Here is a 20,824-nt window from a genome sequence, read left to right on the forward strand (position 1 = left end):
TCGTTTATTGATCTTTCTGATCTAAGCCCATTTCTTTTGCATACTGCTTTTTAATATCATTTCGCACCCAGTACCAAAGAAGCGCATATGCCAGTGCACAGACAATCGCTGCAATGAAGTAAGGGTTGCTCGGATCAAGAAGTCTCACCATGATCCAAGGAATGACGTGTGAACCAAGATCAATACCAGAGATCATATTTGCCCCTTCTGGGAAGTCGAAACCAACTGCTTTCCCCATTGTTGTGGCGAGTGGTGCAAGGTTCGTTGCAATGAAGAAAACAATCATTAAAGTAAAAATACTGTTAATGAGGCCGCGAATAATATTCCCACGAGCGGCTGCTACTGCCCATACGACTGTAAATGGCAGAACCGATAAGTCTGCAAACGGCAGCATACCATTGTAAGGAAGGACGACAGCGAGCAAAATGGTGATTGGCACCATCAAAAGGGCTACAGCCATATTCGCTGGATGACCAATGACAATCGCTGTATCCAAACCAATATAGACATTTTTTCCAGGGAAACGCTTTTGAATATAAGAACGAGCACCCTCAGAGATTGGAATAAGTCCTTCCATTAATAAAGCAACCATTCTTGGCATTAACACAAGCACTGCAGCCATTTGAATTCCAAGGGTCATGACACCTTTTGCATCATAGCCACCAAGAAGACCAATAATGATACCAAGTATAAGACCCATCACAAGCGGTTCACCAAAGATGCCAAAACGTTTTTTCAAAGTTTCTGGATCCGCATGAATTTTGTTTAAACCAGGGATTTTATCAATCACGCGGTTTGACGCATACATGAGCGGAGCGAAGTTGACCGTTTCAGCATGAGCCATCGATACGCCTTTTAATCCGAAATGGTGTTCAATCGTCGGTGCCGTCCAATCGGCTAGTTTTAGTGTAATCGCAGAAACGATTAAACCAACGGCAAGAGCTAAGAACATATTATGATATGCGTAGTAAGTAACAGAAGCAGCGAAAATCAAATGCCAGAAATTCCAAATATCCACATTCAATGTTTTCGTAAAGTTAACAGACAGCAAAATGACATTTAACAAGAGCACAAGAGGAATCATCAAAGGGGCAACAGGTGTACCAAATGAAATGGCGGCTCCAATCGGCCAACCGACATCTAAAATATCAAGCTTTAATCCAAGAGAATTGACCATGGCTTTAGCTGCTGGTCCAAGACCGCTTACAAGTAAATTAATGACCAGATTGACCCCGACAAATCCAATTCCGATCGTAATACCTGCACGGAAGGATTTTTTAAATCCTTGCCTTAAAATCATACCGAATAACGTCATAATAATTGGGAGCATAATTGTTGGCCCTAAGTCTAAGATGAAATCGACGGCTTGCTTGATCATACATCCACCTCCTGATTTTAAATAAAGCGCTTACATTATGTCTTGAATAACTATTGGTTTAATTCTTTTTGAAGTACATCAACGGCTTCTTCATACGATGTCATGTGAGATAAACTTGTCATCACTTCTTCTTTTCTGAAAAGCGTCATCAGTTTCTCTAACATCACGAGCTGCTTACTAGGTTCAGAGATTGCCAGAACGAACACAATTTTGGCTTGAACTGTCTCATTAGGGCTTCCCATCTTATGAAAAATAACAGGTTCCTTTAATGTCGCTACACTGATTGCCGGTTTGTTTACATGTTCAGGATCTGTATGGGGAATGGCCACCCCAAAGGTCGCAAGAGGAAGACCGGTCGGATATGTTTTTTCTCTTTCAAGCACTGCTGGTAAAAAGCTCGATTTAATATACCCTCCAGTTTCTAACCTTTCTGCTAAATAGGCAGTCACCTCCTCACTTGAAGATGCTTCGTATTGCAGCTCAATCAGCTGTTGATCTAACTCAAACAAGCTGTTCAAACAATCACCCCTTTCATTTGGTATAAATATGAACACATGTAACAAAAAGAATGAACATTTTAAAATAGAACCTTTTGTGAAGCGCTTACAAATAAATGTTTTATAAAATGTTCAATACTGTTACCTTTGTAAAGATATTATAATATTCGAAATTATAAGTCAATGTTCCTAGGAAAATTTTTATAAAAAAAGATGCAGCTTTTTGCCGCATCTCTTTCATTACATCGCATCAACTTCTTGTTAAATATGGCTTCCTATATCTAAAAATTCAGCTACAAAAAGGTTGTCTGTCTGCTCTGTCATTTCTTTTTTTGTGCCGATTTTTTCGATTCTGCCCTCATTCATCACCACAACACGATCAGCGATATCAAACGCTTCTTCTTGATCATGCGTCACAAAGATGGTCGTCATTTGAAATTCTTGATGAACTTTTTTCAGCCAATGTCTTAATTCTTTTCTCACCTTTGAATCTAGTGCACCAAAAGGTTCATCTAAGAGAAGAGCTTTCGGTTTAACGGCTAGCGCACGTGCAAGTGCTACACGCTGCTTTTGTCCACCTGACAGCTGCTCTGGATAACGGTGAGCATACTGCGTTAATTGAACGACTTTCAGCAGCTCATGCACCCGCTCTTTGATGTCTTTTTTAGGCAGCCTTTCACCTCTAGGTTTCATCTTCAATCCAAAAGCCACATTATCAAATACCGTCATATTTCGAAAAAGCGCATATTGCTGAAAGACAAAACCAATTTTCCGTTTTCGCACTGGGATGTGAGTATAATCCTGTTCTCCAAATAAGATCTGCCCTGTATTCGCATCATCAAGCCCTGCAATAATTCTTAATAAAGTCGTCTTACCTGATCCAGATGGTCCTAGTAAGGATATTAATTCCCCATTTCCGATCGTCAAATCCACGTTTTGCAAAACCTTCGTCTGCCCAAATTGCTTTGATATTTGTTTCGCTGTAATCCCCAAGGATGATCCCTCCATTTATTTTGAACGCTTGCCAAGCCTGTGATCTCTCTGCTGAATGATCTGCTTGATGATTAATGTGATGACCGCAACAAACGCCATGAGAGAGGCCACGGCAAAAGCCGCTTGGAATTGATACTCGTTGTATAGAATTTCTATATGAAGCGGCATTGTATTTGTCATTCCGCGGATATGACCGGATACAACTGACACTGCACCAAATTCACCAATCGCCCTTGCCCCTGCTAAAATGGCGCCGTAAAAAAGGGCCCATTTTATATTTGGAAGTGTCACAAGGAAAAAGGTCTTCCACCCACTGGCACCAAGCGTAAGCGATGCTTCTTCCTCATGAATGCCTTCATTTTGCATAAACGGAATTAACTCTCTCGCAACAAAAGGAAATGTCACAAAGATGGTCGCAAGAATCATCCCCGGTACAGAGTAAATCACTTTCCATCCATTTGCTAAAAGCCACGGTCCTAAAAATCCATTTGAACCAAATAAAAGTACAAATACAAGTCCTGCAATGACAGGTGACACCGCAAACGGAAGATCAATGACAGTCGTTAACAAACGTTTTCCCGGGAAATGAAATTTTGTGATGAGCCAAGCAGCACTGACCCCAAAAATCATTTGAAGCGGCAATGTGATCATCACAATGAAAACAGTCAATTTAATTGCCGCAAGCGTGTCTGGATGTGAGATGGCAAGAAGATAAGAACTCCATCCTTTCTCAAAAGCCTTTGAAAACACAGCAATCAACGGCATGAGTAAAAACAAAATCAAAAAAGCATACACCACACCAATCAACATACTCTTCACCGCTTTTGATTCCGTCACAGGACTCCTGTACTTGATGCGGTGCTCTTTAAGAAGCTCCCTTTCCAATCGTCTCACCTCACTTCCACTTGTTTTTTCCGCTCGACAAACCACTGCAATCCGTGAATCAATAACAAAATGACAAATGATAAGAGCAGCATGAAACAAGCAATGGCTGCGGCACCTTGATAATCATACTGCTCAAGCTTAGACATGATCATCAGTGGTGTAATCTCTGTTTTAAACGGAATATTTCCCGCTATAAACACAACGGAGCCATATTCACCGAGTGCTCTTGCAAATGCAAGAGAAAATCCAGTCATTACCGCTGGAAACAAGGCAGGCAGCAGTACATGAAAAAAGGTCTGTTTTCTTGTAGCACCAAGTATGGCTGCAGCCTCTTCCACTTCCTGCTCAAGCCCCTCAATGACCGGTTGAACCGTTCTTATGACAAATGGAATGCCAATAAAAATCAGTGCCAAAATAATACCGAGCGGGGTGTAAGCCACCTTCACATGCAAAAATTGCCCAATCCACCCATTCGGAGAATATAGAGTCGTCAAAGCGATGCCAGCCACTGCCGTTGGAAGAGCAAACGGCAAATCGATGAGGGCATCCAGGATGTTCTTTCCTGGAAACGAGTACCGCGTGAGAACCCATGCGATCAGTACACCGAAACCTGCATTGATGAGTGCAGCTGCAAAAGAAGTCGTAACCGTAAGCTGCAGCGACTTTAGCACCCGCGCATCACTAAAGACATTCCAAATTCCTTCTGCTCCTAATGAAGCCGTCCAAATAAATACCATAGATAAAGGAATCACGACAATCGCACTGACATAAACAAGTGTCACTCCGAGACTCAGCCCGAATCCAGGCAATACACGTTTTCTTTTATTGGCGGCAGCATAGCCTTTCTTCATCACGTCGCCCCCTATTTTTGTCCGCTATATATTTGATCAAATAATCCGCCATCATCAAAAAATCTTTTCTGCGCCTTTCGCCATCCGCCAAATGCCTGATCAATGGTCACCATATCAATTTCTTTAAATTGATCTTTATATTTGTTTAGCACTTCTTGATTTCTTGGTCGATAATAGTTTTTCGCCGCAATTTCCTGTCCTTTTTTAGAATACAAATAATCTAAATAAGCCTTTGCCACTTTCTCTGTTCCTTTTCGTTTCACATTTTGGTCGACAACGGCAACGGGCGGCTCTGCTAAAATACTAATGGAGGGACTGACAATCTCAAATTTGTCTTTGCCTAATTCATGCAGTGTTAAATAGGCTTCATTTTCCCAAGCAATTAACACGTCACCAAGACCGCGCTCGACAAAAGTTGTTGTGGCGCCACGAGCACCTGAATCGAGTACCTCAACATGCTCATATAACTTTTTCACAAAATCCTTCGTTTTTTCTTCATCCCCATGAAAGGTTTTATCGGCATATGCCCATGCGGCTAAATAATTCCATCTTGCACCGCCTGACGTTTTTGGATTTGGTGTGATGATAGATACACCTGGCTGAAGCAAGTCATCCCAGTCTTTAATATTTTTGGGGTTCCCTTTCTTCACAAGAAACACAATCGTAGACGTGTAAGGTGTGGACTGATTCGGAAATTCTTTTTGCCAATCCTTTGAAAGTAGCCCTCGATCTGCAATGGCATCAATGTCGTACCCAAGAGCAAGTGTAGCCACGTCTGCTTCGAGTCCATCAATAATCGATCTCCCCTGCTTACCTGACCCTCCATGAGACTGCTGTATTGTCACATCTTCACCGGTTTTTTCTTTCCAATAAGTCTGAAAGGCTTGATTGTATTCCTGATACAATTCACGGGTAGGATCGTATGACACATTCAACAGCTCAACCTTTCCCTTTTGATTTGAGGCTTCATTCGCATTTGAGCATGCAGCACTTGTGATGATGAAAAGTGTGATCGCAATAGACATCCATATCCATTTTTTCACGTTATCCGCTCCCTTTCACATTGAATAGTGACACCAACCTTGCCGTTTTCAGTTCTATACGCAAAAAAGGCCCTCAGCGATTGAAGTACAAAAAAGTCCTGTACGTCAATGCCAAGAGCCTTCGGTTGTCCGATCAGCTATGTATGATTGATGTTAGTCTATATATTATTCAAACTATTCACAGGTGTCAACTGTGTTTTTATTTTAATGAAAAAAAGAAACGCCTTCCTGATGAGGCGCTTCTTTTCCCGGGAAATGCTATTGATCTGCAGCTACCTTTAGATTGACACCAACAGCAGTTCCATTTCTCGTTGAATCAGCTACTCCAGTAAATGTCCCTGCTTTTCGATCAATCAGTAAAGCTTGCACATTCCCTATATCAATAGGTGAACTGCCAAACTGGTGACCCATATCATTTAACTTTGTTCTTACATCTAGAGGGACACCTACTTCATAACGATACGAAGTTAAGCTGTTTGTGTAGATTCTTGGCTCTTCTACCGCATCCTGAAGCTCCATGTCATATTCAAGTAAATTGAGAATCGTCTGTGAAACAGAAGCAATGATCGTCGTTCCACCAGGAGATCCAACAGTCATGACAGGCTCTCCATCTTTAAAAATGATCGTCGGAGTCATACTTGATAATGGACGTTTATTTGGCTGGACTTCATTTGCACCGCCAGGTCGTGCATCAAAATCAGTTAGTTCATTATTTAAGAAAAATCCATACTCTGGAACAAGAATCCCTGTACCAAATAATTGTTCAATGGTAGTGGTGAATGACACAACATTTCCCCACTGATCTGCAACAGTAAAATGGGTCGTCTCACCAATGGTTTTATCTTCTGGCTGAGGAACAATTGGGGATGGATTTTTTTCATCCTCATATGCCCAAGGATCTCCTTCTTTCGGGCTGCGATTCATTTGATCTAATTGAATGAGAGAGGCTCTTTCTGAAATGTAATCATCGTCTAGTAGTCCTTTTAGTGGAACATCTACGAATTCGGGGTCGCCGGCATATGCGGCTCTGTCAGCATAGGAGAGGTGCATTGTTTCAGCAAGCAGCTGATATTTTTCGAATGATTTGGGGTCATACTGAGACAGGTTAAAATGGTCAAGTATTTTGAGAATTTGTAGCATAAACACCCCGCCTGAGCTTGGTGGTGGCATGCTTGCAAGCTGATATCCTTTATAGTCTCCCCAGATTGGCTTGTCAGTCTTGACTTCATAACGTTTGATATCTTTTGAAGTCATCGTCCCGCCAAAATCTTGAACTGTATTTGCAAGTGCCTTTGCTACTTTTCCTTCATAAAACGCTTTGCTTCCTTTTTTCGCAATAAGTTTAAATGTTTTTGCAAGACCTGGCTGGACAAGCAGATCTCCTTCTTCGAGCGGCTGATCATTTGGAAGAAAAATTGGCGCTGCGGCCGTTTTTTTCAATTTTGCTTGATGATCATCAATCGCTTTTGCCAAGACAGAATCAATTTCAAAACCATCTTCTGCAAGTTGAATGGAGGGCTCAATCAATTCCTTCATAGAACGAGTACCCCACTTATCTAATGCAGCTTCAAGACCTTTTACAGTCCCTGGAACACCTACCGCATTTCCATGTGTAGATCGCTCAGCAAACGGAATCACTTTTCCATCATCTGTTAAAAACATGTCAGGTGTTGCGCCCTGTGGTGCTCGCTCTCTGCTATTGATGATGGATGTTTCCTTTGTCTTCCCATCATAAACCATCATAAATCCGCCGCCGCCAATTCCAGACATCATTGGCTCTGTTACATTAAGTGCGTACTGAATGGCAACAGCAGCATCCACTGCGTTCCCACCTTTTTTCAATACGTCAGCACCAATCTCCGATGCAAGCGGATGTGCAGTAGCCACCATCCCATCTTTGCCAACAGCTACTTTATTCCCATGAGTTTCGTTTGCAGTGACTTGGCTGACCGGCAGGAAAAACGAGAAAACAAACAGACATATGGACAAAACAGTTAGAGAAATGCGTTTCATGAACAACACCCCTTCCATATTCTTACTTTGACCTTACCGACTTCTTGACCAGAATACAATAGATTATTCTAAAATTTCAAAATTTTTCATTCTATCATCCTATATCTGCCAAACAAAACGCATGTTTTCAAAACATATGACATGCACAGTTCGTAGTAATAAAGACATACGATTTCCAAGTAGGAAACTTCACGATATAATAAACTCATAACAAAGGGGGAAAAAGGATGAACCACAAAAGCACTTTATTTTGGGAATCTTATTGGGAAGAAAAATCAGAAAAAACTCCTGATCACGCCTCTGTTTCTGCTTGGGCATTTGGCGCAGATCCAGATCACTTGCTTGACCTTGTACAACAAGGAAAAAAAACAGCCACTTGTTCTGGATACCTTTTTTACGAAAAAGAACAAGAGCCTCTTCCAAAACCCGGTCAATATGCGGTCATTTTGGACAGCCAGGAGGAACCAAAAGCCATCATAGAGATCACACAAGTAGATATCATGCCAATGAATGAGGTTCCTGAATCATTTGCAAAAGCAGAAGGTGAAGGCGATCTTTCATATGACTATTGGTACAAAGAACATGAAGAATTTTTCACAGAAGCCCTTAAGCCGTACGGATTAACATTTAAGGAAGATATGCTTCTTGTTTGTGAGCGGTTTAAGCTTGTTTATTCAGCTTCTTAACTTTTAAGCGGTGCCAAAAATGGTCCGCTTTTTTGCTTTCTTTTCCCCTTTCTGAAAAAGGTGAGTTGAGATCACATCTTTAGGTCAGAATAAGATCAAATAGAAAAAGTGAAGAAATTTTCGACTACACCTGTTTTTTTTCGACAAAAGAATATATAATTATTTGATGTGTGCATTGTCTCATTTATACAATGGAGGGTTTTTACATGTTAAAAAGGAAAAAAGACAAGTTTTCCGTCTTGTTAACGGAAATTGCTAAAAATTTAGATGAAACTGCTGAGTATTTTGTTAGCTATAAAGTAACAAATCAAACCACTCTGAAAGAATTTTCTGACACATTGAAGGAATATGAGACAAAAGGTGATAATCATGTTCATACCATGATTAAAGAGCTGAATAAAGCCTTTATTACACCGATTGAACGTGAAGACATTCTTCAATTGACGAATAGCCTCGACGATGTTTTAGACGGCATTGAGCATTTTTCAGCAACTTTAGAAATTTATTCAATTACAAGCTCTGACGAACATATCGACAAATTCAGCCACTACATCAGAGAATGTGCGAAAGAAATTTTAACGACTATTGAATTACTGGCTGATAATCGCTTGAAAGATATTCATCCGCACGCAATCAAAATTAAAGAGATTGAGCATAATTGTGACAATCTTCACCGCAAATCACTAAAGAACTTGTTTGGAAAAGAAACAGATCCAATTAAGGTCATTCAATACAAAGAAATTTACGAAACACTTGAAGAAATCGCAGATTCCTGTCAAAGTGTTGCCAACAATCTAGAAACAATCATTATGAAGAATGCGTAACGGGGTTAGTTAAACATGGATACATTACTCATCCTTACCATACTTATTGTCATTTGTGCACTTGCTTTTGATTTCATTAACGGATTCCACGATACAGCAAATGCCATTGCTACTTCTGTTTCAACAAAGGCGTTAAAGCCTAGACATGCTATTATTATGGCAGCGTTTATGAACTTCTTAGGAGCAATGACATTTACAGGTGTGGCAAAGTCCATTACAAAAGACATCGCAGATCCTTTTACACTTCAAAACGGATCTGTCGTCATTTTGGCTGCTTTAATTGCAGCGATAACTTGGAACTTGCTTACTTGGTATTACGGGATTCCGAGTAGTTCTTCACACGCACTGATCGGATCAATTGCAGGAGCTGTTATTGCCTCTGCTGGTTTTGGCGCTTTAAACTATTCGGGATTCATTAAAATCATTCAAGCACTTTTGCTTTCACCTATCCTGGCTTTTGTTTTAGGATATATCGTGTATACCATTATCAAAATTATATTCCGAAATAACAATCTCGCAAAAACAAATAAACAATTCCGACGTGTTCAAATTTTAACGGCTGCACTGCAATCGTATACCCACGGAACAAACGATGCGCAAAAAGCGATGGGAATTATTACGATGGCTTTAATTGCAGGTAATTTGCATACAACAGACGACATTCCTTTCTGGGTACAATTCTCTTGTGCGCTTGCAATGGGACTAGGTACGTCTATTGGCGGCTGGAAGATTATTAAAACAGTCGGCGGTAAAATCATGAAGATTCGTCCAGTAAACGGAGTATCTGCAGACTTAACGGGTGCAGCTATTATCTTCGGTGCAACATTTATTCACTTACCGGTTAGTACCACTCACGTGATCTCATCTTCTATTCTAGGTGTAGGTTCTGCACATAGAGTAAAAGGAGTCAACTGGGGTACGGCAAAACGTATGCTTGTCACTTGGGTGATCACATTACCGATTTCGGGAACTCTAGGGGCACTTATATACTTTGTGTTAAATGCGATTCTTTAATATCAAAGACCTGTTAGACAGGTCTTTTTTTATTTGTTTGCATGCTCAAATGCTCTTTTTCTGCAAGCCATTTTTTCATGAAGCAGGGTTTCCAATCATATCCATAGAAATAAATAAGTATCCATCTGTCTATGGGAGAGAAGAACATGCTATTATTTTTTCAATTGACTGTTTGGTTATTGCTAGGTGCTCTTGCTGTATATGTATTTGCGGTATGGCGCTTTGAACAAAAAGTAAAAGAAAAGATGTTTGCGATTCGTAAAACGTGGTATTGGATTTATGTAGCGGGTGCTGTTGTGTACTGGACAAATGACCCTGCTTCAATCTTCACCGATTGGATGCACTACCTGATTATTGCTGTTTTTTTCGCATTAACTGATGCCTTTATTTTCCTCAGCTCCTATATTAAAAAACTCGGAAATCATGAACTTGAAACCGACACCCATCAACTCCTAGAACAAAATAACGACCTGCTTCATTCTTACCTCAATAAACTAAAAACGTACCAATACCTATTGAAAAACGAACCGATCCATGTATATTATGGAAGTATAGAAGCATATATAGAGGGAATTGAACGACTGATCTATTCTTTTGCAGAAAAAATGAATATTCAAGCAGTTCTTTGTCCTTATGATACGCAGGAGCAAAAAAATGACCTGCTGCGGACACTTGATCAGAGAGCGCTTATTCAAGCAAAGCTTGACAGGCAGGAAGTGTATTACGATGATTTCGGCAAATTGGTTCTCATCCCGTTTTCAGTAGCGGATGCACACTTTGTGATTAAGCTGACCTCTGAGGATATTGTCACTGAATTCGACTATTTATTAATGACTTCACTTACAACGATTTATGACCTAATCTTGCCTGACGAAGAGGAAGGTGATGAAGATGGAACACGCACTTCAAGGGGATAATAACAATCGCAAGAAAAACCCATTTAAGATTTTAAAGAAAAAGCGCCATATTAGTATGGCTGATTACAAAGTAAGTCCCCATACGGAGCGTATTTTTAAAAAGAATGAACAGCTCCTAGATGAGTATAAAAATAAAAAAGCTTGATTACACTAAAGGACGCGGAACTTCATCCGCGTCCTACTTCCGTTTTCACATCTACTTGCATACAATAAAACCAACTGCTGCAACGATTGAGGTGCCAATATGAAAAAGAAACTTAAACAATTGAGGTATGTTCAGTTTGCTGAATTTAAGCCATCCCCTTATATCTGCCGATTACATGAAAAAAGTGAAGCCGTCATTCAAGCGGCCAAAAAGAAAGACTCACTGATTTAATAGTTGAAGCAACTTCACTTTTGTTTTAGGACCGTATACCCCATCACTTGTTAGACCATTCATCAGTTGAAATCGCGCGACGGCATTGGCTGTTTTTTCTCCATAAACGCCATCAATGCCCTTATCTACGGCTGTTTTGTCAGGATAAAAATACACAGCAGCAAGCGCTTTTTGGACGAGACGTACATGCTCCCCCTTTGTCAGAGGTGATGTCACCTTTAACACCCCATCCGGCAGTTCATAACTGAGCTTTTCTTCTGCATGATAAATTTTGAGAACTTGTCCAACTCGAATCATGTTCGGGTCACTAATCTGATTCCATGTCTGTAAATCACTCACTGTGACACCATGGGCTTTAGCAATACTCGTTAGCGTATCCCCGCTTTTCACCACATATGTGATCACCGTTTCCGGATCATCTGCAGTCTCAATTCCTCTTTTAAATTCATCCCATGTAGCTAGCAGCAGACGTGGACATGTTTTTCCTGACCAATGCTGATGCGTCACCACATTTGCTAATGGAATGCCATGTTCTTTTAAAAGCTTTTGAATAAGCCACTGGGCATGTTTGACAGCTTGTTGAAAGTTTCCATCCTCATTTTCACAAATTTCAATGCCAATCGATTTTCGGTTGCCATCTCCATGCCCATCCCCAGCATGCCACCCATTTTCATTTAAAGGGAGATGCTGAAAAATTTCCTTGTCATCCACTGTGAAGTGCCAGCTTACCTCTGTTGTTGAGCGTTTGACATATGCCGCATGACTTTTTGCGTCAGCTCCCTTAGATGTATTGGCTGTGTTATGCACAGTTACATAAAGCGGCATCATAGCATATCCTGGCCGATTTCCGTTTCCAACTGGAATAAAATCTTGATAAATTTGTACCATGTTTTGCACTCCTTTTTGTTAAATTGATGTTTGACCTTGTTCATCAATCGGTGGCAAACGTAAGACAAATTTGTTTGTTTTCGTCATAAGACTATGGTAAAATTTGAATTCAATCGCCGTTTTATCTTTGTAAAAAATAGAACAAAAAAACAGGAAAAACTTCCAATTTTCTTTGATTTTATGTTAAAATTGTTAAAAATAAGCCGATATAAAAAGTAAGCGATAGCTTTATTAGCCATTTAGTCCTATATGGACTTTTCTTTTACGGCAAAAATAGAACATACGTTTGTATGGAGGTTTTGACATGACTTATTTTTTAACCCATTTAGAAGAAGATATTAAACGGTTATACACTCAACTGCAAATAAGCGGTCCTGCCTATGTAGACATGCATAGGATCGCAGCTGAATTTCATGTATGGGTACACTACGAGGATACTGGCAGCATGATGATCAAACATCAAGGTCTTTACAGTATTATTTTAAACAGAGCCTTATCGTCAGAAGAACAGTGGCAGGATTTCGCCCACGAGCTTTGTCATGTGCTGAAGCATACAGGCAACCACTTTAACATGCACAAGCTCTTTCGAGAACTGCAAGAGTTTCAAGCAAAACAATTCATGTATCACTTTTGTGTTCCGACTTTTATGCTGCTGCAAATGACGCTCCCAAACCTTAGGCAGCAAGCCATTTTGCATATTGCTCAAACATTTCATGTCACTCGGGCTTTTGCTGAAAAACGGCTTGCTCTATTTGAACAGCGAAGAGCCGGCATTCAATTTCAAAAAGAATTCACTTCTTATTTAATGAGAGCAGGCAAGGTCGCAGAAAATGAAGCTGCGTATCAAACAAAAGCGTCTGCACACGTGACGTCAGAAGTTTATTCATAAAGACTTAACACTTGTTTCAGTACATTTGTGTATTGATAAAATTGTTCGGTTTGTGTATCACGCCTACGGCTCCGCCTAAAGTCTTGAAAGAAAGCTCTTCTCTGAGCTTGGCTAATTTCAATTTGAACACTTTTTCCTGTGAGGCATTGATTATTAATATTTTGAGGATGTGTTCCAGCAAATTGATCCGATTCAGATAAAAGTAAGGCATGGAAGCCATTTTGTGTGAGACACTTCACTGTTTCAGCAGCTTTTTCCCTGTCGGTACCGCCAACTAAAGTTTGTAGGACGTCTGTTTCTCCATAGCCGTGGAGTGCAAACGTATAATGATGTGTATGCACTTGAGAAAGACAAATCGGCTCATCAAAACGTGTGCTCGTAATATGAAGAACATGATTGCCTTTCACTTTAAGGCCCTCGAATAAATACATAGAATAATCTGTTGCCACTTCATGGACCAGCTCGCTCACGCCAGATTCAATTCCTCCCGCATGAGGTGACAGGACGAGAAGCTGATCCCCTTTCCGCTGATGAAGAATCTGATAGTCGATCCCTTTTCTTTCATGAGCGGAAAGCTCTTCATAATTTTGATACGTATCTATGATTTGATTCATTCCATCTGCCCCATTTCTCTATATGAGCATAAGTCTACTGATCGCAAATTCTTTTGTAAAGTGTTTTCGATTCACCAGTGTGATCTGAATGCATCCTTAAATTTTCCTTATCTTTACGGGCTAACTGTTGAATGTTGAGAAAAAATGACCGATAATTGAAATGAATAGAACTTTTGAACTATATGAATCTTTTTGTAATCTCTCTCATATATTAGAATATTGCGATCTACACCTGGAGGAATTCATGTTTAAAAAGAAAACCACCATCATCCTTGCCATCTTATGTCTTAGCTTCGCCGGAATTATTTACTGGAAATGCTTCTCTCTTCAAGGCGTGTCTCACGGAACATTCATCCGCTCGATATCATCACCTGATGGAACCTATACCATTAACACGTATCGACATAGCGGAGGAAAGCTAAAAGAGAATGCGGTCAGAGCAGAAATTGAAAACAAACTCACCCATCACAAGAAAACAATCTACTGGAAGTACCCTGATAAAGATCCTCTGATCAAATGGGAAAATGCACAGCTCGTTCAAATTGGACATGAGTTTTTAAATGTGGTCAAAGGTGAAACATACGATTATCGCTTTGATCAGAAAAATAGAAAATAACGAGCCAGCAAAAAAACGAACCCTTTTTGGATTCGTTTTTTACGTTGACATCACCTTTTGCATAAATTCTTTCATTTCTTTGCTAACCGTCGTCAACCTGTCTACAATTTCACTAAACTCCGTCACTAATAAAGCCTGTTCTGAAGATGACCCTTTCATATGGCCCATACTCTCAAGTAACGTATGTATATTAGAGGAAATCCCTTGCAATGAGCTTTCTATGTTTTCTGTTGCACGTGAGGTTTCGCTTGAGAGTTTTTGAACCTCGCTCGCTACCACACTAAAACCCGCCCCCTCTTTCCCTGCCCTGGCCGCTTCAATTGAAGCATTCAATCCTAGCAAACTCGTTTGTTTAGAGATACCTTTGATCATTTTTGTAATATCTGAAGTTTTTTTCGAGCTTTCAAGTGTTTGCTGTGTTTGGAATGTCATTTCCTCACTTGTCGCAGAGAGCTCTTCTGAATGAGCCGCCACCACATGCACTTTTTCTTGAATACTTTGAATGATGTCGTTCAATGACTCCATATACGCCTCAAGCTCTATTTGATTTTTAAGCGGAAAACCTAAAGCGATTGCACCAATGACTTGTTGATTTTCATCGAAAATCGGCAATCCCATTGCATTTAAAGGCGTCCCATACACCGATTCAGGTACAAATGTACTTGATGTTTCGCCTCTAAGCGCATTTTTCATATTCTGATCATCTGGTTTAATGGGATCTCCTGTCCGTATTTGAAAATCCACATCTTTTGATGGCAAATACAGCAAGAATTTTTCTCGATCAATGACCCCCATCGTCACTTCATCTTTTAAAATCTTCATCATATAAGGTGCTGCTGTTACAATACTCTGTAGTATATCCATTCTCTCTACCCCCTTAATGTATTTATCGGTCATTCCTCTTAAATTTGATCATTATTTTTTAAAAATAATGATCATGATTGAAGTTTTTTTCATATTTACGAGTAAAAAGTATGCCAATTCCTTTCTATATTCAAAAAAACGAGAATTTGCTATACTTATAAAATCAACATATGATGAAATGGTCATGTAACCATTTTATATATTCACTGGAGGCGCATGTTGTGACACAACCCATGAAGTATGAGCGGGCGATCGTCATCGGAGGCGGAATAACGGGAATGCTCGCTGCAAAGGTTTTATCAAGTTTTTACCTTGAAGTATTGATTATTGAAAAGGACGAATTGCCCGACGCTCCTGAAAATCGTCTTGGCACGCCTCAAGCCTTTCATCCACATAGAATGCTGCCACTAGGCAAACAAATAGTGGAACGTCTATTTCCTGGTTATACAAAAGAATTACTCGAAATGGGCGGGTACAACACATGGCATCAGACATCTCGATTTTTGACAAAAGATGGCGAGTTAGTACTTACGGATACTGAAGAAACAGCTGTCACACGACGTGCCATGCTAGAGTGGGTGCTGATGCAAAGAATATTACGTGAGGAACGTGTTCAATTTTTAGAAAAACATGAAGCGATCGCTCTTTTTTTTGAAGAAGAAACGACTAAAGTGAGTGGATTACAGGTCAAAGATCGGAGAATAAAGCCTGGAATCATCAACAAGATGAGTGCGGACTTAGTCATTGATACGTCTGGAAGAATGTCTAAATTGCCAAAATGGCTGAAAAGCGCAGGGCGAACCTTGCCGCAGACAGATGAGCTAATCGTGTCTCTTGGCTATAGCACAAGATACTACCAAATACCACCTGAGGCACCGAATCTGGAACCAATGGTCATCGTTGGACAGCCAAAGAAGAAAATTCCAACAGGACTGTTTGAACGAGTAGATCATGATTTAGTAGCGGTTCTTCTCTCAGCAGCTGGCGATTCTCATTATCCAACAACAGACGCTGATCAGTTTGATGCAGAGACCGCTAGGCTGACCAATCCCTCGATAGCAGAAGCCATCACTCATTTAATTCCCTATACGAAACCAAAAGGATTTAGAGTTCCGGCTTGTGTCAGAAACCACTATGAACAAATGGAAGATTGGCCAAGCGGCTTATTGGTCATGGGTGATGCCTTATGCACATTAGATCCCATACATGGTCAGGGAATGACAAAGGCAGCTCTTGAGGCACAGACACTTGAGCGTATGCTCAAACAAGCACAAGAAAATGAGCTTATTTCTTTTGAACGGCATACCTTACAACAAATGCAGCACGCCAATGAGCTTGGCTGGTGGCTTTGTGCAATTGCGGATATGGCATGGGAAGGCGTCGAGTTAAAAGGAACCCCCATTCCCCATCTGACATTTGTACAAGAATTTTTCAATTATTATGTACAATATGCCGTTCAAACAAAACAAACTAAATACCTTGAGGCATATCATCGTATGCATTCATTCTTAATAGAACCAAGAAAAATCATCAACCTAGAGCAGCTGCAAGACATGATTCAAGCTGACTTCACTGGTGAGGTCGGCCACTGGTGGCATAGGTGGGATCAAAAGAATGATGAATTAAATCGAGCTTTCTTCTATGAAGCTGTTCCTGACTTTCAATTACATCTGTTGCTAAAATCAACATAAAAAAAGCCCCTCAACGGGGGCTTTTAATTAACGTAATAATTGAAGTACGTTTTGTGGCTGTTGGTTCGCTTGTGCAAGCATTGCTTGTGAAGCTTGAGAAAGAATGTTGTTCTTAGTGAACTCACTCATTTCTTTCGCCATGTCAACGTCGCGAATACGAGACTCAGCAGCTGTTAAGTTTTCAGCAGAAGCACCAAGGTTGTTGATTGTGTGCTCTAGACGGTTTTGGACCGCCCCAAGTGATGAACGTTGTTTAGATACAGCGCCGATTGCCGCATCGATTTTTTCAATTTCAGTATCAAAATTGAAGCCATCAACACTTACATCAATATCTTTAACTGTTAATGTTTCTGCATCCATTTTACCAATTTCAACAATAATATGTTGTTCCTTGTTCGCACCAATTTGGAATTGGAATCCGTCTGTAACATCTCCATTTAAAAGGTTCTTTCCGTTAAATGCTGTGCGGCTTGAGATACCATCAATCTCTTCAACAAGTGCTTTAATCTCATCTTGAATCGCCGTTAAATCCTCAGTCTGCTGTGTACCTACGTTACCCGCTTGAACTGTCAACTCACGCATACGTTGGAGAATCGCATGTGTTTCAGTTAATGCACCTTCAGCTGTTTGAATAAGAGAAATACCATCTTGTGCGTTTTTAGACGCCATTTCTAACCCCCGGATTTGTCCACGCATTTTTTCAGAGATCGCAAGACCTGCTGCGTCATCTCCTGCACGGTTGATACGAAGACCAGAAGAAAGCTTCTCCATGTTCTTTTGCCCTGCTCCATTATTTGCAGACAAACGGTTCAGTGTGTTAAGTGCTGCGATATTGTGGTTAATTCTCATATTAAATGACCTCCATGTGTTTGAACCAATTAGACATCCATGTCCAAAAGTTCTAAATTAGAATTTTTTTGTAAGCCTTACAATCCATTTATCGAACTTTAATGGAATATGTTTAACAAAAAAGGAATAAATAAGGAAAAAGTCTTATTCATTATGATTGTTTCGCTAGAGTATGCCAAATTTAAAGGTCATTTTTCATGATTTATCAGAGGGGTTTAAGAATCATAATTAAGGAGAAAAAACGAAGAAAAAACGGCATTAAAAAAAGCCCCATCAAGGGGCCTTTCATTAACGTAGTAATTGAAGTACGTTTTGTGGCTGTTGGTTCGCTTGTGCAAGCATAGCTTGAGACGCTTGAGAAAGAATGTTGTTCTTAGTGAACTCACTCATTTCTTTCGCCATATCAACGTCACGGATACGAGACTCAGCAGCTGTTAAGTTTTCACCAGAAGCACCAAGGTTGTTGATTGTGTGCTCTAGACGGTTTTGAACTGCACCAAGTTTAGAACGTTGTGCAGAAACAGCTGTAATTGCTTCATCAATTCCATCAAGTTGATTATCAAAAGATGTAGTAGCAAAATCAGTTACATCAATAGCACTAATTGCTACAGTAGTTCCTAAATCAGCGGATTTCATGCTGTCAATTGTGATTCCTAAAGACTGACCTTTGTTAGCACCGATTTGGAAAGTAAATGTTCCTCCAGTACCATCTAATAACTTTTTACCATTAAATTGAGTACGGTCACCAATTCCATCGATTTCTTCGATAAGCGCATCCATTTCCTCTTTAATAGCAGTTAAATCTTCAGTTTGTTGAGTACCAGTGTTACCTGCTTGAACAGTTAGTTCACGCATACGTTGAAGGATTGCATGAGTTTCAGTTAATGCACCTTCAGCTGTTTGGATAAGAGAAATACCGTCTTGTGCGTTTTTAGAAGCCATTTCTAATCCACGGATTTGTCCACGCATTTTTTCAGAGATTGCAAGACCTGCTGCGTCATCTCCTGCACGGTTGATTTTAAGACCAGAAGAAAGTTTCTCCATGTTCTTTTGGCTCGCACCGTTGTTTGCAGACAAACGGTTTAATGTGTTAAGTGCTGCGATATTGTGGTTAATTCTCATTTCCTATTACCTCCATGTATGTGGGACCTGACAGACGTCCTTGTCTGAAAAAAGTCCTTTATTCTAGGGCTTATCAACCCTGACAATTGTATTATCGGACGTGGTTATGGGATGTTTAGCAGATTTTTAAAAAAATATCTTATTTTTTTATGATGTTCATCCTAATTTTAACAATAATACAAAATATAAAAAGCTGCTAATCTATTATCAGCAGCTTTCATTTTATCAATATTGCTTGATATCAAACATTAATATATTTTGGTACACCACGTAATCCTTCTTACTTGTGAAAGGTCCTTTATTGTGTTCATCATTGATCTCATAAAAGTTCATCCCAATTCCAAAGCTTCTTTCTTTGTACCAGTTAAGAAAATCGTTGATTTCTTTCATTGAGAGCAGATAATCCTTTTGTAACCCATTGATCATGGTAATAGAAAGTATACCTTTCGAAGTTTCTTCTCCGGGTTTTGTTCCGTCTTGATCTTTTGGTTCTTCCGTTGTTCCGTCATCTGGCTTTGTTCCGTCCTGATCTTTTGGTTCTCCCGTTGACCCATCACCGGGATTTGTTCCATCTTGATCTTTTGGATCTTCCGTTGTTCCGTCACCGGGATTTGTTCCATCGTGGTCTTTTGGATCTTCCGTTGTGCCATCATCTGGTCTTGTTCCATCTTGATCCTTTGGGTCTTCTGCTATCCCATCATCCGGCTTTGTTTCATCCTCAGTCACTTGTAAGTCTTTTAATGAAATAGAAATCACGGATCTGTATTCACTTTTCACAGAAAGATGTCTCATAGATTCCGAATAGTTACGTCCGCCAATGACATACAATTGGTCATCAACAATTGCTGCGACAGCTGATACTCTACCTTCTGGTAAATCATATGCTGAATTTTTAAATTGGCCATCTTTTGGATTGAAAATCTGAACTTTGTTTACCATATTTTTTGAACTATCACCATATAATTGCCCACCAATAATAAAGAACTTGCCGTTGTAAGTTTCATAGGAGGGTTCATATATATAAGATGTTAACTGAACATCAATTAATCTCTTCCAAGTATCTGTTGAAATATCATACTGAAACAAATACTTTTCTCTACTATGCCCTATCGAATTTTCGCCACCTGCAACATATATTTTTCCGTCAATTGCAGAAATGGCTCTCCCATTCCGAGATGGTAAACCCGATGAGTTCAAGCTCTTCCATTCATCAGAGACTGTATTGTATTCATAGACATTATTCTTATATGAGTTTTTTGAAGATACAATATATATCTTCTCTTTCACTGCAACTGCTTGTAAAGTTCCTTTACTATAAGCTGAAAAAACCGGCTCTCTTGGAATTCGAATCGGCTCTTCAGCCCACTGATCAAGTTCTGCATCATAAATATCTATAGTGTTATAAGCTACTTCTGTCTCTTCATTAATTCCACCTATTAGATAGATTTTTTTACCTACAGTAGCGTAAGTACCACCTGTTCTATTTCTTGGCATACTGGCTTTCTCTTCCCAAACATCTTTTTTTGGATCATACATAAATGTTTGGTTATTCAACTTATTTTTTTCACTTGCTCCACCAAATACATAAATCTTCCCATCAACGACTCCCACACCAGCATTAATACGTTCTTCTGGTAAATCAGCTCGTTTCGTCCATCCAATTGAATTTTCTGCATTTACTTTAAATGGACTAAGAGTACTAATTAATAGGAGTACCGTGATAAATAATAAAAACCGTTTTTTCATTTTCTATTCCTCCAACTCGTTATGTTCCCTCCTTTTATCGTGCTATTTTTTACAAAGTTTACAATTTA

At 39.8% G+C, this 20,824-nt stretch carries 22 protein-coding genes; 9 read left to right on the top strand and 13 right to left on the bottom strand.

Features of this window, described 5'->3' with window-relative positions; genetic code table 11:
* Nucleotides 1-4 precede the first annotated feature (4 nt).
* The 7 genes from FBF75_RS03285 to ggt form a co-directional block, all read right to left on the bottom strand.
* Entirely contained in the window at nt 5-1,378 is a 1,374-nt protein-coding gene (locus FBF75_RS03285) for a PTS galactitol transporter subunit IIC (protein WP_007498866.1), read from the bottom strand.
* 50 nt (nt 1,379-1,428) lie between these two features.
* Nucleotides 1,429-1,896, bottom strand: a complete 468-nt coding sequence (locus FBF75_RS03290) for a PTS sugar transporter subunit IIA (protein ID WP_136944429.1) — start codon at nt 1,894-1,896, stop codon at nt 1,429-1,431.
* A 240-nt stretch (nt 1,897-2,136) separates the two neighbouring features.
* A complete protein-coding gene (locus FBF75_RS03295) occupies nt 2,137-2,868 on the bottom strand; it encodes a sulfate/molybdate ABC transporter ATP-binding protein (protein WP_025207205.1) in 732 nt (243 codons plus the stop codon).
* 15 nt (nt 2,869-2,883) lie between these two features.
* Complete coding sequence (cysW, locus tag FBF75_RS03300; protein WP_056704886.1) at nt 2,884-3,753, bottom strand: sulfate ABC transporter permease subunit CysW; 870 nt, start codon at nt 3,751-3,753, stop codon at nt 2,884-2,886.
* Nucleotides 3,754-3,758: 5 nt separating this feature from the next.
* Nucleotides 3,759-4,604 (bottom strand): sulfate ABC transporter permease subunit CysT, encoded by an 846-nt coding sequence (cysT, locus tag FBF75_RS03305; protein WP_019743464.1) that lies wholly within the window; start codon nt 4,602-4,604, stop codon nt 3,759-3,761.
* 11 nt (nt 4,605-4,615) lie between these two features.
* The gene (locus FBF75_RS03310) at nt 4,616-5,647 is read right to left on the bottom strand and encodes a sulfate ABC transporter substrate-binding protein (protein ID WP_412055251.1); all 1,032 of its coding nucleotides are present in this window, start codon (nt 5,645-5,647) and stop codon (nt 4,616-4,618) included.
* 258 nt (nt 5,648-5,905) lie between these two features.
* Nucleotides 5,906-7,660, bottom strand: coding sequence for a gamma-glutamyltransferase (ggt, locus tag FBF75_RS03315; RefSeq protein ID WP_008346275.1), 1,755 nt, complete (start codon nt 7,658-7,660; stop codon nt 5,906-5,908).
* Nucleotides 7,661-7,887: 227 nt separating this feature from the next.
* Between ggt and FBF75_RS03320 the strand changes: the two genes are divergently transcribed.
* From FBF75_RS03320 to FBF75_RS19910, 6 genes are all read left to right on the top strand, one after another.
* Complete coding sequence (locus tag FBF75_RS03320; protein ID WP_025207200.1) at nt 7,888-8,346, top strand: ASCH domain-containing protein; 459 nt, start codon at nt 7,888-7,890, stop codon at nt 8,344-8,346.
* A gap of 206 nt (nt 8,347-8,552) precedes the next feature.
* Nucleotides 8,553-9,170 (top strand): DUF47 domain-containing protein, encoded by a 618-nt coding sequence (locus tag FBF75_RS03325; RefSeq protein ID WP_017359157.1) that lies wholly within the window; start codon nt 8,553-8,555, stop codon nt 9,168-9,170.
* 15 nt (nt 9,171-9,185) lie between these two features.
* The gene (locus FBF75_RS03330; protein WP_017359158.1) at nt 9,186-10,184 is read left to right on the top strand and encodes an inorganic phosphate transporter; all 999 of its coding nucleotides are present in this window, start codon (nt 9,186-9,188) and stop codon (nt 10,182-10,184) included.
* 146 nt (nt 10,185-10,330) lie between these two features.
* On the top strand, nt 10,331-11,101 hold the full coding sequence (locus FBF75_RS03335) for a type II toxin-antitoxin system SpoIISA family toxin (protein WP_025207199.1): 771 nt from the start codon (nt 10,331-10,333) through the stop codon (nt 11,099-11,101).
* On the top strand, nt 11,070-11,246 hold the full coding sequence (locus tag FBF75_RS03340) for a type II toxin-antitoxin system SpoIISB family antitoxin (protein WP_008346289.1): 177 nt from the start codon (nt 11,070-11,072) through the stop codon (nt 11,244-11,246). Before FBF75_RS03335 ends, FBF75_RS03340 begins: the two co-directional genes overlap by 32 nt.
* Nucleotides 11,247-11,345: 99 nt before the next feature.
* On the top strand, nt 11,346-11,477 hold the full coding sequence (locus FBF75_RS19910; protein ID WP_255201815.1) for a hypothetical protein: 132 nt from the start codon (nt 11,346-11,348) through the stop codon (nt 11,475-11,477).
* On the opposite strand, the gene FBF75_RS03345 is transcribed toward FBF75_RS19910, so the two are convergent.
* Nucleotides 11,466-12,365, bottom strand: coding sequence for an N-acetylmuramoyl-L-alanine amidase (locus tag FBF75_RS03345; RefSeq protein ID WP_136944430.1), 900 nt, complete (start codon nt 12,363-12,365; stop codon nt 11,466-11,468). The genes FBF75_RS19910 and FBF75_RS03345 overlap by 12 nt on opposite strands.
* Nucleotides 12,366-12,669: 304 nt before the next feature.
* Between FBF75_RS03345 and FBF75_RS03350 the strand changes: the two genes are divergently transcribed.
* The gene (locus tag FBF75_RS03350) at nt 12,670-13,254 is read left to right on the top strand and encodes an ImmA/IrrE family metallo-endopeptidase (RefSeq protein ID WP_008346294.1); all 585 of its coding nucleotides are present in this window, start codon (nt 12,670-12,672) and stop codon (nt 13,252-13,254) included.
* Here FBF75_RS03350 and FBF75_RS03355 read toward each other — a convergent pair.
* Nucleotides 13,245-13,868: a poly-gamma-glutamate hydrolase family protein gene (locus FBF75_RS03355; RefSeq protein WP_047945590.1), complete on the bottom strand. Its 624-nt coding sequence runs from the start codon at nt 13,866-13,868 to the stop codon at nt 13,245-13,247. The genes FBF75_RS03350 and FBF75_RS03355 overlap by 10 nt on opposite strands.
* A gap of 244 nt (nt 13,869-14,112) precedes the next feature.
* Here FBF75_RS03355 and FBF75_RS03360 point away from each other — a divergent pair, with 244 nt between their 5' ends.
* Nucleotides 14,113-14,484 (top strand): DUF5412 domain-containing protein, encoded by a 372-nt coding sequence (locus FBF75_RS03360; RefSeq protein ID WP_017359605.1) that lies wholly within the window; start codon nt 14,113-14,115, stop codon nt 14,482-14,484.
* A 39-nt stretch (nt 14,485-14,523) separates the two neighbouring features.
* On the opposite strand, the gene FBF75_RS03365 is transcribed toward FBF75_RS03360, so the two are convergent.
* Nucleotides 14,524-15,348 carry a methyl-accepting chemotaxis protein gene (locus FBF75_RS03365; RefSeq protein WP_019743472.1) on the bottom strand — a complete coding sequence of 275 codons (825 nt, stop codon included), beginning with the start codon at nt 15,346-15,348 and terminating at the stop codon, nt 14,524-14,526.
* A gap of 221 nt (nt 15,349-15,569) precedes the next feature.
* Between FBF75_RS03365 and FBF75_RS03370 the strand changes: the two genes are divergently transcribed.
* The gene (locus FBF75_RS03370; RefSeq protein ID WP_074042085.1) at nt 15,570-17,039 is read left to right on the top strand and encodes an NAD(P)/FAD-dependent oxidoreductase; all 1,470 of its coding nucleotides are present in this window, start codon (nt 15,570-15,572) and stop codon (nt 17,037-17,039) included.
* 27 nt (nt 17,040-17,066) lie between these two features.
* Here the strand turns inward: FBF75_RS03370 and hag (FBF75_RS03375) are convergent, their stop codons facing one another.
* The 3 genes from hag (FBF75_RS03375) to FBF75_RS03385 form a co-directional block, all read right to left on the bottom strand.
* Nucleotides 17,067-17,888: a flagellin Hag gene (hag, locus tag FBF75_RS03375; RefSeq protein WP_008346306.1), complete on the bottom strand. Its 822-nt coding sequence runs from the start codon at nt 17,886-17,888 to the stop codon at nt 17,067-17,069.
* A 288-nt stretch (nt 17,889-18,176) separates the two neighbouring features.
* The gene (hag, locus tag FBF75_RS03380; protein WP_039168771.1) at nt 18,177-19,010 is read right to left on the bottom strand and encodes a flagellin Hag; all 834 of its coding nucleotides are present in this window, start codon (nt 19,008-19,010) and stop codon (nt 18,177-18,179) included.
* 225 nt (nt 19,011-19,235) lie between these two features.
* On the bottom strand, nt 19,236-20,756 hold the full coding sequence (locus tag FBF75_RS03385; RefSeq protein ID WP_058213845.1) for a Kelch repeat-containing protein: 1,521 nt from the start codon (nt 20,754-20,756) through the stop codon (nt 19,236-19,238).
* Nucleotides 20,757-20,824: the final 68 nt, after the last annotated feature.

It is taken from the genome of Bacillus sp. S2(2019), assembly GCF_005144805.1.
GTDB classification, from domain to species: domain Bacteria; phylum Bacillota; class Bacilli; order Bacillales; family Bacillaceae; genus Bacillus; species Bacillus altitudinis.

Bases quoted from the DNA above. Each gene is read 5' to 3' on its own strand.
- hag (WP_039168771.1), bottom strand. From the start codon at position 19,010: ATGAGAATTAACCACAATATCGCAGCACTTAACACATTAAACCGTTTG.
- FBF75_RS03330 (WP_017359158.1), top strand. From the start codon at position 9,186: ATGGATACATTACTCATCCTTACCATACTTATTGTCATTTGTGCACTT.
- hag (WP_008346306.1), bottom strand. From the start codon at position 17,888: ATGAGAATTAACCACAATATCGCAGCACTTAACACACTGAACCGTTTG.
- FBF75_RS03285 (WP_007498866.1), bottom strand. From the start codon at position 1,378: ATGATCAAGCAAGCCGTCGATTTCATCTTAGACTTAGGGCCAACAATT.
- FBF75_RS03345 (WP_136944430.1), bottom strand. From the start codon at position 12,365: ATGGTACAAATTTATCAAGATTTTATTCCAGTTGGAAACGGAAATCGG.
- FBF75_RS19910 (WP_255201815.1), top strand. From the start codon at position 11,346: ATGAAAAAGAAACTTAAACAATTGAGGTATGTTCAGTTTGCTGAATTT.
- FBF75_RS03385 (WP_058213845.1), bottom strand. From the start codon at position 20,756: ATGAAAAAACGGTTTTTATTATTTATCACGGTACTCCTATTAATTAGT.
- FBF75_RS03355 (WP_047945590.1), bottom strand. From the start codon at position 13,868: ATGAATCAAATCATAGATACGTATCAAAATTATGAAGAGCTTTCCGCT.
- ggt (WP_008346275.1), bottom strand. From the start codon at position 7,660: ATGAAACGCATTTCTCTAACTGTTTTGTCCATATGTCTGTTTGTTTTC.
- FBF75_RS03340 (WP_008346289.1), top strand. From the start codon at position 11,070: ATGAAGATGGAACACGCACTTCAAGGGGATAATAACAATCGCAAGAAA.
- FBF75_RS03320 (WP_025207200.1), top strand. From the start codon at position 7,888: ATGAACCACAAAAGCACTTTATTTTGGGAATCTTATTGGGAAGAAAAA.
- FBF75_RS03365 (WP_019743472.1), bottom strand. From the start codon at position 15,348: ATGGATATACTACAGAGTATTGTAACAGCAGCACCTTATATGATGAAG.
- FBF75_RS03335 (WP_025207199.1), top strand. From the start codon at position 10,331: ATGCTATTATTTTTTCAATTGACTGTTTGGTTATTGCTAGGTGCTCTT.
- FBF75_RS03350 (WP_008346294.1), top strand. From the start codon at position 12,670: ATGACTTATTTTTTAACCCATTTAGAAGAAGATATTAAACGGTTATAC.
- FBF75_RS03325 (WP_017359157.1), top strand. From the start codon at position 8,553: ATGTTAAAAAGGAAAAAAGACAAGTTTTCCGTCTTGTTAACGGAAATT.
- FBF75_RS03360 (WP_017359605.1), top strand. From the start codon at position 14,113: ATGTTTAAAAAGAAAACCACCATCATCCTTGCCATCTTATGTCTTAGC.
- cysT (WP_019743464.1), bottom strand. From the start codon at position 4,604: ATGAAGAAAGGCTATGCTGCCGCCAATAAAAGAAAACGTGTATTGCCT.